At 67.3% G+C, this 14,996-nt stretch carries 9 protein-coding genes; 6 read left to right on the top strand and 3 right to left on the bottom strand.

Going from position 1 to position 14,996, the window contains the following annotated elements; all coding sequences use genetic code 11:
• Window positions 1-95 precede the first annotated feature (95 nt).
• The 3 genes from ACTJK8_RS12260 to ACTJK8_RS12250 all read right to left on the bottom strand — a co-directional run bounded on the left by ACTJK8_RS12260 (window position 96) and on the right by ACTJK8_RS12250 (window position 4,020).
• Window positions 96-1,511, bottom strand: a complete 1,416-nt coding sequence (locus ACTJK8_RS12260; RefSeq protein ID WP_063110079.1) for a lipopolysaccharide biosynthesis protein — start codon at window positions 1,509-1,511, stop codon at window positions 96-98.
• Between the two features lie 243 nt (window positions 1,512-1,754).
• Window positions 1,755-2,816, bottom strand: coding sequence for a glycosyltransferase family 4 protein (locus ACTJK8_RS12255; RefSeq protein ID WP_116656345.1), 1,062 nt, complete (start codon window positions 2,814-2,816; stop codon window positions 1,755-1,757).
• Between the two features lie 181 nt (window positions 2,817-2,997).
• Window positions 2,998-4,020 (bottom strand): glycosyltransferase family 2 protein, encoded by a 1,023-nt coding sequence (locus ACTJK8_RS12250; protein ID WP_024828733.1) that lies wholly within the window; start codon window positions 4,018-4,020, stop codon window positions 2,998-3,000.
• Window positions 4,021-4,686: 666 nt separating this feature from the next.
• On the opposite strand from ACTJK8_RS12250, the gene ACTJK8_RS12245 reads away from it, so the two are divergent.
• From ACTJK8_RS12245 to ACTJK8_RS12220, 6 genes are all read left to right on the top strand, one after another.
• Window positions 4,687-5,451: an HAD family hydrolase gene (locus ACTJK8_RS12245; protein WP_440761974.1), complete on the top strand. Its 765-nt coding sequence runs from the start codon at window positions 4,687-4,689 to the stop codon at window positions 5,449-5,451.
• A complete protein-coding gene (locus ACTJK8_RS12240; RefSeq protein ID WP_024828734.1) occupies window positions 5,448-6,755 on the top strand; it encodes a glycosyl transferase in 1,308 nt (435 codons plus the stop codon). The genes ACTJK8_RS12245 and ACTJK8_RS12240 overlap by 4 nt, the downstream gene beginning before the upstream one ends.
• 270 nt (window positions 6,756-7,025) lie before the next feature.
• Window positions 7,026-9,044 carry a glycosyltransferase gene (locus ACTJK8_RS12235; RefSeq protein ID WP_024828735.1) on the top strand — a complete coding sequence of 673 codons (2,019 nt, stop codon included), beginning with the start codon at window positions 7,026-7,028 and terminating at the stop codon, window positions 9,042-9,044.
• A 1-nt stretch (window position 9,045) separates the two neighbouring features.
• Window positions 9,046-10,710, top strand: coding sequence for a Wzz/FepE/Etk N-terminal domain-containing protein (locus ACTJK8_RS12230; RefSeq protein WP_012321467.1), 1,665 nt, complete (start codon window positions 9,046-9,048; stop codon window positions 10,708-10,710).
• A 71-nt stretch (window positions 10,711-10,781) separates the two neighbouring features.
• Window positions 10,782-11,894 carry a glycosyltransferase gene (locus ACTJK8_RS12225; RefSeq protein WP_012321466.1) on the top strand — a complete coding sequence of 371 codons (1,113 nt, stop codon included), beginning with the start codon at window positions 10,782-10,784 and terminating at the stop codon, window positions 11,892-11,894.
• Window positions 11,895-12,245: 351 nt separating this feature from the next.
• Window positions 12,246-14,876 (top strand): FAD-dependent oxidoreductase, encoded by a 2,631-nt coding sequence (locus ACTJK8_RS12220; RefSeq protein WP_012321465.1) that lies wholly within the window; start codon window positions 12,246-12,248, stop codon window positions 14,874-14,876.
• Window positions 14,877-14,996 lie beyond the last annotated feature (120 nt).

Raw genomic sequence — 14,996 nt, 5'->3', positions numbered from 1 at the left:
TTCCACTAAGATTTCATGGCGCGCGGCCCTGTGTGTCAGACCGATGACCCCGATGAGTCCAGCGATATTCGCCCCCGGCCCGCTCGAGATTGACCTCAGGGACGCAAGGTCCGCAGGCGAAATCCGAGCAGAAGCATGGTCAGGCTGTAAGCCGCCACGCCGCTGAAGATCATGGCTGTCAGAAGACCGGTGAGCCCGATATCGACGCGGCTCAAGACGACCCGCAGCGCGAGAACCGCCGCCGTCATCACCAAGCACGAGAGGCCGATCTGCCACAGATTGCGGATCTGTCTCGCCACACCCGCGCCGACGAGACGCCGCGCATAGAAGGCGCTGATCAAGAAGTGAAACAAGGCGGTGGCAAGACGCGCGTAGATCATCACCATCACGCCGCCGAGGTAGAAACCTATTGTCATGCTCAAAACTTTCACGATCGACTCGTAGAGCGTGATCTTGAGCATCACATTCGGCTCGTCCATGGCCAGACAGAGAGATGAAACCGGCTGATAATAGGCGGTGAACATGATGGCCAGCGACAGCCAGCGCAGATAGGGTGCTGCGGAACTCCACTGCGAGCCGAGGACGACGCTCACGATCTGGTCGGCGGTCAATGCAATTCCCACTCCAGCCGGGAGCGCGATGATCATCGTGAGTCGGGCCGCCTTCAGGAAAGCAGATTGCAAGCGGAGGCGGTCATCGGCGATCGTCGCGAACGCGGCCATGACGGGCCGCATGGCAGGGCCGATGACGCTCTGGGTCGGAAGGACGGAGAAGTCGCTCGCGACCCCGTAGCGACCGAGCACGGCCTTGTCGACGTGGTAGCCGAGGAACATGCGATCATACTGCCAACTGAAGGCAGCGAGGATCTGAGAGGATGTGAACCAGCCCGTGAACGCCGAGAAGGCGCTCAATCGCTCCAGGGAGAGCCCGGGGCGGTAAGGCGCCAGCACGTAGGACAGGATGGTCGGCAGGATTGCGGATGCGGCCGGATTGATGACCAGGGCCCAATAACCGGCGCCCAAATAGAGGGCTCCGATGGAGATCAGGGCCGCGACCGCCTTGCCGGAAAAATCCGCCAGAAACGACGCCCGGAAGTCGATGTTGCGGAACAGGTGCACCATGGCCGGGCTGTAGAGGCTTCGCGCGATCGGGGCCGACGAGAGCGCGAGCGTGATGGCGATGAGGCGGGCATCGCCGTAGATGTGGGCGACGGGCCATGCGGCAGCCACCATCAGGACGGCGATCACCCCGCCCCGGAGAAGACCCAGCGTGAATGCCGTATCCAGATGCGACTTCTCGATCTTCGGCAGGCGCAACAGGGCTTGAACGAGCGGGATCTCGAGGATCATCTCGACGATGGAGACCAGGGACGCGGCGATGGCCGTCAGGCCGAAATCGGCCGGTGACAGGACCCGCGCGAGAATGAGCAGCGTGCCGAGGTCGATCGCGCGCGCTGAGATCCGTGCGGCGACACTCCATCCGGCGCCGCGCAGCGTCTTAAAGGCGAGCATGAACGTGTCCCACGGAGCGATGACCGTCGTCACACCCGCCCGAAACGGCGCCGCGCCTCGTCCTCACGACATCGATCCGGATCTGGGCAACATGGCGTCTCCGATCCTGACCCGCTCTGCAAGGCAGTCCTGGACCAGCATCCGGCAGCGGCATCAATCTAGTCACTTCGGTCAGCTTGCAATCGAGCCGCGGTGCGTCGCGGACGCGGCCCGGTGCCCGGGTCCCGCGCACTGGAATGCGCATCACCCCGCGAGGCCGGCAGCGCGCCGATAGACCGTCAAGGTCTCATCAGCCACCCGGGCGATGCGCAGGTTATCCAGGTTGATCTGACTCCTCGCCCTCCACGCGCTCAGCTGCGCCGGGTCGGTCGTGAGTGCGATCAGCGCTTGCGCAAGCTTGTCCGGATCGCCGGCCGGGACAAGAACGCCCGCCTCCCCCCCGCCGAGCAGCTCGGGAATCCCGTCGACGTCGGTGCCGACGATCGCGCAACCCGCCTCCCGGGCTTCTGACAGCACGAGCGGAGCCGGATCGGCGTGGGACGGGAGGACGAAGATGTCGGCGCCCAGCATCCAGCGGTAAGGATCATCCCGCGGACCGGTGAAGGTGATGGCATCCGCGCAGGCGAGCGCGCGCGCGGTCCGCACGTAGGCGTCCCGGTGAGGACCACCGCCGACGACGTAGAGCCGCATGGCGCGATTGTGGGTGAACGCCGTGTCGAAGGCCTTGAGCAGATCGGGCAGTCCCTTCCGGGGATGCAGGCCTCCGACGAAGACGATGGCGGGATGATCCAGGCTCTGCGGTTCCTCCGAGCGGCCGCGCATGCGGGCCGAGCCGATCGTCCCGTTGAGCACGACGTCGATGCGGGAATCCGCGATGCCGCGCTTCCGCATCGACGCGGCGACCGCGCCGCTCACCGCGATGACCCTGTTTCCAAGGCCCATGAGGATCGCGCCCTTCTCGAACTCATTGTGGACGGTCGTCACGAGGGGAACGCGCAACAGCTTGCAGGTTGGCCAAGCCAGGACGGCGCTGGTCATCATATGGGCATGGACGACATCGGGACGCCAACGCCGGAGCACGCCGCCACATCCGAGGAATGACTTCAGGATCTGGGCCGGCGCGCGCGCGTGGCTCGCGAAGATCGACTCGACGCCATTGGACTGGAGCAGAGCATCGAAATCCCCCCCCTGACTGGCGATCGCGACCTGGTGTCCGGACTGCGCCTGCTGACACGCGAGATCGACGGCCGCGTGGACATGGCCGTTCAACCGGCGCGTATGGTTCAGCAGATGGAGAACACGCATGATTCACTAGCGCTCGTGTCAGATCCGAGCCTCGGCCTGCGCTGGGGCCCATGCAAGCTGCGGCGCTGATTAAGGCGCGCGATACGACTCCAGCCGAACAGGAGAGCCGCTACATATTTCAGGCATTTAGGTGTAAAAACGCGACCCGACGCAAGAGAAAAATCCGTCGATTTACTGATTTTCAACAAAGCCCCGCGCCTATCCTGGCGCGCAGGATCTGGCGGACCGGCCGGCGCTTGATCGAGAAGCGGAAGGCGAGCAGCGCCTGTGCGCAGCGAACGGGCGCGAGAAACGTCGCGGCAACGAAGAGCGCGTTCGCGACCTTCCACTTCAGCGAACGCGGCTCGGTCAGGACAGATCTGAGCAGGCACAGGAACGGCCGACCACCGTACCGGACACCCCGGAGGATCGCCATGCAGAACTCGAGGAACTGAAAATAGTACGTCTTCTCCGGCTCGATGAGCGAGACCCCGGGCCGCCAATTCCGGAGCAGATCTCGCAGATGTTTCAAACGCGACTGGAAGCGCTGCAGGTCCCGCTCGAAGGTCGCCGCCTGCGGGACGCGCCCCAGACCCGAGTCATTCCGGCCGTGGACGCGGTAGAGCCCGAGACTGTCGGAGAGACTGACGATCTCGCCCATGAACGGGGCGGCCAGCAGGATCACGCCGTCGACAGCTTGGTCGTAGTCACATTGATGGAGCAGGTCGCAAACGTCGCGACGGAACACATTCCCGGACGTGGGCGGCGTCTGGTAGACTCCGGATCTAAGGATGTCGTTGACAGTCCTGTCCTGCCCGCGGAACGCGTCGAGAGCGGGATAACGATCCGCCAGCACTGCTCCCGCGGAATCGACGCACGTCAGACAAAACTGAAGTTTGGCGACATTCGCGTCCAGCGCCGGCAGGATGCGGTCGAGCGCGCCAGGCAGGAGCTCGTCGTCCGCGTCGAGAAAGAGCAGAAACGGGGCCCGAGTCTTGGCCAATCCATAGAGGCAGGCCGCCCTCTGACCGCCGTTCGGGATCCGGAACGCGGTGATGCCGGACCGCTGGATAATTGACCACGAGTCATCCGTCGACCCATCGTCAATCACGACGATCTCACAAGCGTCATTACCCTGAGCGATGACGCTCTGGATTGCTTGGCCGACATAACTCGCGTAGTTGAAGCAGGTGATGATGACTGCGAGTTTAGGATCCGTGGCCACGACAGATGTCTTTCTCGCTCGTCGCTTCGCGCTCCCGTATCTCACCGCCCCGAGCGCCCGACACAGGGTGGCTACCACGGCACCTCACTGAAATCCACAGTCAAAACCCTGAAAGAGCGGCAAAAACTCAGTTCTGATTGCTGAATTTGGCACTGCCCATCTCGGCACTTGACGATGATCCGGGGCAAAGATCAACTCTCCGTGATCGCGAATTGATCGATAATCATCCCCGGCCGAGCCGGGACGCTGAAGATCGAAGCGCCGTCCGAGGACGCGAAGAACGTCGGTCGTCGCGGCCGGCGGTGTCAGCCCGTCCGCCTTCACGATGGTGGTTGTACCTTTGATCCCCGCGCCTCCACCAAACGGCGGTCTTGTTGGCCGTTTCCAGGCCTCGTATGGGCCCTCGATCCCGGGAGGCGAACTCCGCGGCCGGGCCGATCAACCCGCCTTTCCGGGGGAGCGTTGCCGTCTCGTCAATGCTTATGGATGTAGCAGCACGTCTTCATTCATGTCGGACGGGACAAATTCTTGTTATACTGCTCAGAGTACGGTTGTCGTGCGCGGCTTCGCGCCGACACGGCACCGTCATTGCAGGAGGCTGCCGGACACCGTCCGGCAGCCGGAAATCGGGTTCGGTCGCAACCGATCGGGAGAGATCAAGCCACCATGCACCTACCCGAGACGGCGGCCCGAATCGTATCCTGCGACGTCTTCGACACGCTGCTCCATCGCGACCACCGATCCGAGCGCTGCCGCTTCCACGACATCGCGACGGTCGCGTCGCGGGCGCTCGCGGCGGAGCACGGCACGGCGCCCCGTCCCGGCGCGATCTACGCCGCGCGCCTGCAGGTGCAGCGCGCGGCCTACCGCGCGCTCGACTTGGCCAATCCCTCGGGCGACGTGCGCTTCGCCGACATGCTCGCGGCCATGACGCGCGTCCTCAGCCTCGACGATCGTGCCGCGGACATTCTGTACCGGGCCGAGATCACGGTCGAGCTTGCCCAGTTGCGCGCGAATACCCCGCTGATGACCTGGCTGAAGCGGCGGGCGCAGGCCGGGGACAGGATCATCGCGGTGAGCGATACCTACCACCGCGGCGCGACGATCGCGCATCTGCTGGACACGCTTGCTCCAGGCCATCCCGTCGCGCACATCTACACCAGCGCCGATCACGACGCGACCAAGCGGACCCGGGCGCTCTTCGACGTCGTTCTCCGGAACGAGAAGGTGGCGCCCGCCGAGATCCTCCACCTCGGCGATGACACGCTGGCGGACGTGACCATGGCCGCCGCCGCGGGCCTGCGGACGGCACAGCTGCTCCGGCCGCGCCACGTGGTACTGCGTCGCCGCCTCGATGCCGTCCGCGCCCGCGCGATGCACCGGCACTGGATCGGTGCCGCCCGGAACGGGACCAGGAGGACCGGGCCGTGACCGCCGCCGACGCCGCACGCCGCGCCGCCGGCGACGACGCGGTCGCGTTCGGGCAGCGCGTGCTGGGTCCGATCCTCGCCGAGTTCTGCCTACGCCTCTGGCTCGTGGAACGCTTCCTCGCGCCGGACAGGACCGTCCTCCTGTTCTGCGCCCGGGGCGGCCTGCGCCTGCAGCTCGTCTACGCGCGATTCCTCCGACAGACCGGTCTGCCGCAGAATCTCCCGCACGCGTCCCTGATGGTGTCGCGCCTCGTGGCCGCCCGCACCGCCTTCGATCCGCCGAGCCCGGGCGTTCTCTCCGAGCTCGGCCGGGAGTTCAGCGGCCGGTCGATGTCGGAGATCGCGGCGGCGCTGGCGCAACGCGACGATCTGGCCCTGCCGGCGTCCTGGGACGCGCCCTTTCAGGACGCGACATTCGCCGCGCTCCTGGCCGGCAACGAGCCCGGCGTGGCCCGACTGCACGCCGCGGTCGCCCAGCAGGATGCCTGTTTCCGCGCGCATCTCGATGCCTGCGCGGGCCCGGCGCGCCATTGCGTTCTGGTCGATACCGGGCTCTACGGCAGCACGGTCCGCATGCTTCAGGAGGGCCTGCCGGAGCGGACTTGGTCCGGGCTCCAGTTCGCCCGCTGCAACTACAAGCGTCTCGCCACACCGCATTTCCGCCGCACGCTCGGCCTGAGCGTCGAGAGCGATTGGTACAAGCCCTGGGACGCGCGCACATCGGTGCTGCGCTTCTGGCACCTGATCGAGGCCTGCCTGGAACCGGACCTGCCGAGCGTCCGCACCTTCGCGCAGCCCGTCCCGGGATCGCCGCCGCGGGCCAATCTCCAGGAAGACGGCTGGGAGGCGCGGATCGCATCGACGCGGCCGGACCTCTTCACGGGCGTCCTGGCCCACATCGACCGCCTAGGCTCCGAGAGCGTCGCGGCGATCCCGGACGACGCGGCGCGGGCGTGGACGGCCCTGAAGAAGGCAATCATCTGGCCGGATGACCGGGCCGTCTCGACCTTGAGCCTCGGCGGCAGATCCCGCGATTTCGGACGCGTCGAGTTGAGCGCGCAGTACGCCGCGCCACGACCGACCCGGCCCGTGCAGCAGATCCGCGACAGTCTCTGGCGCGAAGGCGCGCTTCTCCGCTGCTTCCCGCGGGCCGGTCGGCTCCTGCTTCCCGTCATCGAGGCGGTCTACGCGGGACGCGCCGTCCACAGAGAGGCCACGTCCCGTCTCCGGCGAAGCCGCGAGCCCGCGCTCGAGGCGCGCGCGGACCCGCCCCTGTGGCGTCGGCAGGCCTCCGGCGCGAACTGAGGATTTCCAGGTGCCGTTGAATGCAGCGCTCAGGCCGCCGCTTCTGCATTCGGATTTTCTTGTAGAAAGTCGAAGCGCTGGCTATAAAATAATTAGCGCCGCGATTTTTTGCCTATATTAAATATAGAATTTCTGCGTGCGATCGGGGTCGTGCGCGATCCCGGCTTCCGAGATCGCGGGCCCGACCGCGCCGCTCTCGCGAAAGGTGAAACACTCTTGTTCTCGCATTCGATCCAAGAAGCGGGCCTCCGACGGGAGTAGAGCGACAGCATGACGGCAGTCGGATCGTTTGGAATCAACGGTCGGTTCCTCACCCAGCCGATGACCGGGGTTCAGCGCTACGCGATGAACGTCACCCGGGCGATGAGCGCGGCCCTGGCCGCGCGGGGCGAGAGCGCCCCCTTGCTGTCCGTGCCGGACGCGGAGGATCCCCGGCTCGCGGGCACGCCGCTCCGCACCGTCGGACCCGCGGCTGGGCATGCCTGGGAGCAATTCGTCCTGCCGCGCGCGTGGCCCGGCCGGTTGCTCAACCTCTGCAACACCGCACCCGCGCTGAAGACGGATCAGGTCGTCTGCATCCACGATGCGAACGTGTTCAATGCGCCGGAGAGCTACAGCGCGTCGTTCCGGACGTTCTACAGGACACTCCAGCCGCTTCTGGCCCGCCGTGCCGCGCGGATCGCCACCGTCTCGACCTTCTCCGCCGGGCAGATCGCGAACCATCTCTCTGTGAGGGCCTCCGACATCGCCGTCCTCCCGAACGGGCACGAGCACGTGCACGCCTGGGATCCGCGACAGGCCGTCCGAGCCCCGGCGGGCCTGGACCGGGACTCCGACGGCCTGGAACGCCCCTTCGTGCTGGCCCTCGGGTCCCGCGCCCGTCACAAGAACCTCGATCTGCTCTTCAAGCTGGCGCCGGCCTTGGGCGAACTCGGGCTCGACCTCGTGGTGGCGGGCGGCCAAGCGACCATCTACGCCGCCGAGGACTTGAAGCGCGGCGAGAATGTCCGCCACCTCGGCTTCGTCACCGACCACGATCTCGCCTACCTGATGGAACGCGCCCTGTGCCTGGCCTTCCCCTCCCTCACGGAGGGGTTCGGGCTCCCGGCACTGGAGGCGATGGCGCGCGGCTGCCCCGTCGTCTCGACCGACCGCGCGAGTCTGCCGGAGATCTGCGGGTCGGCGGCCCTGCTCGCTCCGCCGGACCGGCCGGACCGTTGGATCGCCCAGATCCGCGCCCTGGCCGCCAGCCCGGACCTGCGATCGGACCTGATCGGCCGCGGTCGCGATCAGGCCGCCCTCTTCTCGTGGGAGGCTTCGGCGCAGGGCTACCTCGATCTCATGCGCGGGCCGAAGGTGCGGCCGGCCGCGCAGACGGCGGCGCGCGACGCGGCACCGGCGCCGCCGCCGAGCATCGCCGTCGCCATCGCGACGCTGGGCCGCCCCGAGGTGGTGACCGGCACCCTCGGGCGGATCCTGGATCGGCAGACCCTGAAGCCCGCCGCCATCCTGATCTCCTGCGTCACCCCGGACGATGCCGGCGAGGCGGCCACGTGGCCCGGCGTGACGGTGGTCACGGGGCGTCCCGGCCTCGCCACTCAGAGAAATGCCGCCCTCGCCGCGCTGCCCGAGGCGATCGATATCGTGGTCTTCTTCGACGATGACTTCGTCCCCGAGGCCGGCTGGCTCGAAGCGGCCGCGCAGCGCTTCGAAGACGAGCCGGACATCGTCGGCCTGACGGGCGACGTCGTCGCGGACGGCATCAAGGGGCCCGGACTGCGCTTCACCGAGGTCGACCGGATGCTCGCCGCGCTGGGTCCGGTCGAGCCGGCGGCGCCCATCGAGGCCTTCAGCCCGTACGGCTGCAACATGGCGTTCCGTCGCTCGGCCATCGGCACGCTGCGATTCGACGAGCGGCTCGTCCTGTACGGCTGGCTCGAGGACCGCGATTTCGGCGCCGCTCTGGCGGCCAAGGGCGGCCGGCTCGTCAAATGCCTGGAGGCCCGCGGCGTCCATATGGGCGTGAAAGGCGGCCGTATCTCGGGCGATCGGCTCGGCTATTCGCAGATTGTCAACCCGTTATACATGCTGCGGAAGGGCACGATGACCCTGTCTCAAGTCTTCGGCCAGATCACCCGCAACGTTCTCAGCAACGTGACGCGCTTCGCGGCCCCCGAGCCGTTCATCGACCGGCGCGGCCGGCTGCGCGGCAACCTGCGCGGCGCCGCGGACGTGCTCCTGGGACGGCTGGAACCCGAGCGCGCCCTGCAGATCCGGCGGAAAGCGTGAGATGAACATCTACAACACCACCCGGATCGCGCCGGACCCCTCCCAATCCGTTACCCATTTCCCGGAGGCGGCGTCCGTCGGCGTGCAGGACGGCCCGCTGGCCGTCGTCTCGGCGGCCCTCAAGGCGGCTCGCCGGCACAAGTTGGCGGTGGCCGTCTGGGTGGTCTTCTGCATCGGCTGCGCGGCGCTCTACACCGTGACGGCGACCCCCTCCTACACGGCGACCGCGGTGCTGCTGCTCGAGCCGCGGCGCCCGGTGGGCGCGGGCTCCTCCGAGGGCGCCCTGATGCCGAGCCTCGATGTGGGCCGAGCCGAGAGCGAGCTCCAGGTTCTCCGCTCGGAACGGCTGCTGGCGAACGTGTTCAACAGTCTCCAGCTCGCGAACAATCCGGAATTCGGCCCTCCGGAAGCCGAGAGCCCGAGAGAGCCGGCTCCGAGCGCCTCGGAATTGTCGGGGCTGCGGACCGCCCCGCCGTCGACGGCGGCCATCCTGCAGCAGAGGAAGTTCGAGAACTTCGCCGAGCGCTTCACCGTCCGGCGCGTCGGCCAATCGTACGTCGTCGAAGTCTCGTACACGTCCAGAGATCCGAACCTGGCGCGGCGCGTCGCGAACGCGGCCGTCTCGGCCTATCTCCTCCAATCCATCGCTGCCAAAGCCGATGCGGCGAAGAACGGCGCCGAGTTCCTCCAGGGACGCGTCAACGCCCTCGCCTCACAGGCCCGGTCCGCCGCGGCGGCCGTCACCGAGGGCACGCTGCCGGACGCGCCGACCCCCGATGCCGATGCGCGGGTGATCGGCGCGGCACTGCAGCCCCTCAAGCCCTCGGCCCCGCGCAAGACCCTGATCCTCGGCCTCGGCGCGATGATCGGCCTCGTGGGCGGGTTGCTGGCCGTGGCGCTGCTGCAGGCGTTCGACCGCAGGATCCGGACGCCGCAGGATCTCGTCCAGCGGGCCGGCATTCCCTGCCTCGCCGTGATGCCCGAGGTCCTGCGCAAGACCGCCGACGGGCGCCGCGAGACGGTGGATCTGCGCAACGTCAACGCGCCGTGGTTCCTCAACGTCAAATTCTCCACGGGTGTCCGCGATCTGCGGACGTCGATCCAGCTGGCCCTCTCGGCGCGCGGTCACGATACCGACTGCGTCATCGCCCTCATCGGCTGCACCCCGCGCACGGGCACGACCCTGATCGGCCTGAGCTTGGCGCGCCTGCTGCAGGAGGGGGGCCGGACCGCTCGGCTGATCGACACCAACATCCACGGCGCCGGAACCTTCTTCCTGACCCCGGACTCCAAGGCCGGCGTCGGCGCGAGTCTGGCCGACCTGATCATCAATCCCAGCCATCTGGCCTTGGCCAAGTTCGTGGATTTCGGCGGTGTCTCCGTGCTGCCGTCGCGGTCGCCGTACACGGCGGTCGGCACCGGCGTGTCCCTCAGTTCCTCGATCTTCCAGAGCGTCATCGACCAGATGCGCCGGGGCGGCTACGTCATCCTGGACCTGCCGCCGCTCTCCGTCTCAGCCGAGTCCCGGGTCGCGGCCCGTCGGGCGGATGTCGTGGTGATCGTCGCCGAGGCCGGGCGGACCACCGTCGACGAGCTGTCGGACGCGGTGAACGGCCTGATCGGTGCCGGCGCGAACGTGATCGGCGCCGTTCTCAATCGCGCGTGAGTCGGGCCCCGGCACCGTCGACGGGTCCGCGCCCGGATCGTCGGAGCTCTGAACGGAAGGAGTTGGTTGGGATGCCCGCCGGAAATCGTGAGAAGTTCCAGATCCTCTATCTTCAACCTGGGACCTCCGTCTTTGCCGGCATTGAGCGGGTGGTCGACACGATCGGCGCGGAGCTCGCGGCGACGTGCGGCACCGAGTTCGCCATCGACGTGCTGCGGGTCACCCAACACGAGAACTATCCGGCGGAGCCGCGACATTACAGAAGCATCTTCAGGCCGGTCACGTCGCGCCTGCACCTGATGCGGATCTTTCGGGATGTCAGCAAAGGAGGTCGCTACGATCTGATCATTGTTCCGCAGATCGAGCCGACAGTCGTCTTCTGGCTGGCCCGGGTGGGCATCCCGCAGCGGATCACGATGCACCTGCACGGCAACCCGCGGCGCGAATCCGGCAGCCTGAAATCGAAGATCAAATTCTTTTTCCTGAAATACTACGTTCTACCGCGGATCACTTCCGTTTTCGGGACGTCGCCGCGGCAGCTGAGAGCGTTCGAAGCCGATTTCAAATGCAGGCGTCCGATGTATTGGGTTCCCAATCCGGTCAGGCACTTCGAGGCTCCGGGCGAGGACATCAGGCCCGACCCCGCCGTCATCACCTTCGTGAACGTCGGACGTTACGCCTTCCAGAAAGGCCAGGACCTTCTCATTCGCGCGTTCGCGAGAGTGTACGAGCGGCGCAGGAACGTGCGCCTCAACCTGGTCGGCCACGGATCCGGCAAAGCGGCGCTGGCGGAACAGATTCGGGCGCTCGACCTGTCCGACGCCGTCCGGCTGATCCACTACCCGGACGACCCGCAACGAGCGCTCTTCGTCAGCGACGTCTTCGTCGCGACGTCCCGATGGGAGGGCTGGTCGCTGGCCATCTGTGAAGCCTTGCGGTGCGGACTGCCCGTCATATCCACCGATTGCGAGTTCGGTCCCAGCGACATCTTGGTCGATCAACGCCTCGGGCGCCTGGTCGCGCCCGACGACGAGGACGGACTCGTCAGAGCCATGGAATATTATTGCGACAATATCGAGCCAGAACGGTCGTTTTCCGATTTCAGGAAGGACTACATTGACCAGTACAGCGCCGAAAAGGTCGTGCACATTCACGCCGACGCGATCCGGCAATCGGCATGCTGAACCTCGGTCAGCCCTCGGTCGAGCAGCGGCCCCGTGCTCCCTCGGCCCCTGCCGTTGGACGGCCGTCGCATCTGCGAACCGCATCAGCGACGTTCAACACCCGGACCGCGCCGCGGCGCGTCGTGGACCACGGTCCGCACGATCGCGCGCATCCATCGCGTCGGGATGGGGGCGGATCTATCCATGGCACACATCCGCTTCGCACCGCGAACTCCGAATATTTCTCCCTATCTTGGCAGAAAACGGCTGATAAAGTCGGCCACTCGCCGATCGTTTGAACGATTATCGCCGCGCATCAACCGTGCGTCCGCGCCGATAGTCTCGATGGAATGAGCCCGGGAGCCGCTCACCGTGATCCAGCTGCGTGCCGCAAGTGAAATCGAGGGTCTTCTGGATGCGGCTTGCGATGTCTGCATTGTTGGAACGGGGCCGGCCGGGAGCACCCTGGCCCGCGAGCTGTCCGGCAGCGGCCTGAGGGTCGTGCTGCTGGAGAGCGGCGGCCTCGACCGGATGGAGAGCGCGGACGCGCTGGATGCCATCGTGAATGTCGGGCGGCCGCGCGCCACGCAGTGGGCCGTCCGGAACCGGATCGTGGGCGGCAGCTCTCACACGTGGGGGGGCCGGTGCGCGCCCTTCGACACCATCGACTTCGAGCAGCGTGCCTGGGTCCCGGAGAGCGGGTGGCCGTTCCAGCGCGACGCGCTCGATCCCTATCTCGAGCGGACGGCCAAGTATCTCGGGCTCGCCTACGGCAACCATTTCAGCGACGCGCGCTTCTGGGAGCTGTTCGGTTCGCGGCCGGCCTGGTCCGAGCCGGATCCGCGGCTGCTCCTGCCCTTCTTCTGGCAGTTCAGCCGCGACGATGCGGAGTCCTATCCGTTCGAGTACACGCGCTTCGGGCGGAAGCTGGACGAGCAGCTGGGCGCCAACGTCACGTTGATCAGCGGCGCGACCGTCGTCGCGATCGACGTGGATGAGGCGGGTGACAGGGTACAGGGCGTTCAGGTCGCGGCGCCCGACGGCGCGATCGTCAAGCTGCCGGCCCGCCGCGTCGTCCTGTGTGCCGGCGGGATCGAGAACGCGCGGCTTCTCCTCGCCTCCGACCATCAGATCCCGGGCGGCCTCGGGAACGCGTCTGACCTCGTGGGTCGCTACCTGATGGATCATCTGCGCGGGCCGGTCGCGCATTTCGACGTTCGCCGGTCGCGCGCCCTGCAGCGACGGTTCGGCCGCTACACCATCGCGGATCGGCTGTTCCGGGGCGGGCTCCGCCTGAGCCCGGACGTCCAGCGAAGCCGCCAGCTCCTGAACTGCGCGGTGTGGCTCGGAGAGACGCTGGCTCCGGACGACCCGGGCGACGCGATCCGGAGGATGCTGGTCGGCAAGCCGCGGGCGAAGGACGTCCTGACCCTGGCGTCGAACCTGCCGCTGCTCCTGCGCGGCTGCCGGGATCATTTCATCGCCCGCAACGGCTTCCCGCGGAAGCTCTCCGAGCTGAGCCTCGAATGCATGGTCGAGCAGCGGCCGGATCCCGAGAGCCGGGTCATGCTCTCCGATCAGCGGGATCACCTGGGCAGCCGGCTGCCCCTGATCGACTGGCGCAGTCACGAAGATGAAGGCCGCACCATGCGCGAGACGGCGCGGCTCGTCGTCTCCGAGTTCGCCCGCCTGGGCCTGCCCGCGCCCGTGCTGGCAGACTGGGTGCGCGACGAGGCGCCGATCCCAGTGAGCTTCGTCGATGTCGCCCACCCGACCGGCACCACCCGCATGTCCGACGACGCCACCAAGGGCGTGGTCGATGCCCAGGGCCAAGTTCACGGGATCGACGGCCTGTTCGTCACGGGAAGCTCCGTGTTCCCGACGGCAGGCCACTGCAATCCCACGCAGATGATCGTCGCCCTGGCGATACGTCTCGCCGACGCGCTGAAGGTCCGGGGGCAGCGCGACACCGCGGTATCCGGCCTCCGAGCGTCCCCGCCCGTCCCGACCGGTCTCCGCGTCCTCGTGACGGGGGCGACGGGGCGGATCGGCCGCATCCTGGTGGAGGACCTGCTGGAACGCGGCTACGCGGTCAGGGCCGTCACGTCCCAGCCCCTGACCGAGGCGCAGCCGCGCACGGGTCCGATCGAATGGCGGACCTTCGACTTCACGGCGGATCAGGATTACGCCGCCCTCGTCCGCGGCTGCGAGGCCGTCATGCATCTCGCCGCCGAGCTCGGGAAGCAGGACCGGATGCCGGCCATCAATGTTGAGGCGACGCGGCGCCTGGCCGAAGCCGCGGAGCGGCACGGCATCAAGGCCTTCTGCTACATGAGCACCGTCTCCGTGTATGGCAGCGGCCGCACGCGCACCATGACGGAGACGGCACCGGTTCTCACCAGCAGCGTCGACGTCAAGTCCGAATACTGGGCCCTGGACTACGTTCGCGCCTACGGTCGAACGAAGCTCGCCGGCGAGGAAGCCATCCTGCGGGTCGCCGCGACCCTTCCCTACGTGATCTTGCGCCCCACGGTCGTCGTCGACCTCCATAATCTCATCGGCTTGCGCGACTGGGGTCTCTCGAAGCGCCTCTTCGCCGCGCACCGGCCCTCCCATCACGTCTACGTCCGGGACGTCACGGACGCGGCGATCTGGACGATGACCCAGTCCCTGAGCGGGGCTTGGCCGGCCGGGCAGGTGCAGATTTTCAATCTCTCCGACCACGAGACGCGCGATGCGCGGATCGGCGACTTCATGCGACGGGCGTACGCGATCAGCCGCGATCGCCGCTTCCGGGTCATCCCGATGCCCGCCGCCGTCGACTGGCTCCACGATTTCCTACGCAACCGGACGCTGCCCTTGCGCAATCCTCTCTGGCGCATGCGCTTCCCCAACGATCGCCTGCGGCAGGCGGGGTATCGACACCGCTACGGCATGGCCGAAGCCCGCACCAGGGCGCTGGAGGTCCTGCGAGCGGAAACACGGGAGCGAACAGGGGCCTGAAGGCCGTCAGCACCGTTTCCATCGGCGTGCCCTCGGGCACCGGCACACCCCAGATCATGGTGTCACGGTGAGAGGGATGTCGCTGCCGCGAAGCTCTTACGCCCTTGCCACGCCGCAACT

The sequence above is a fragment of the Methylobacterium sp. 22177 genome (genome assembly GCF_052045615.1).
Lineage (GTDB): Bacteria > Pseudomonadota > Alphaproteobacteria > Rhizobiales > Beijerinckiaceae > Methylobacterium > Methylobacterium radiotolerans.
Note: the sequence above shows the minus strand (reverse complement) of the source record. Positions and strands in the feature narration are given on the sequence as shown.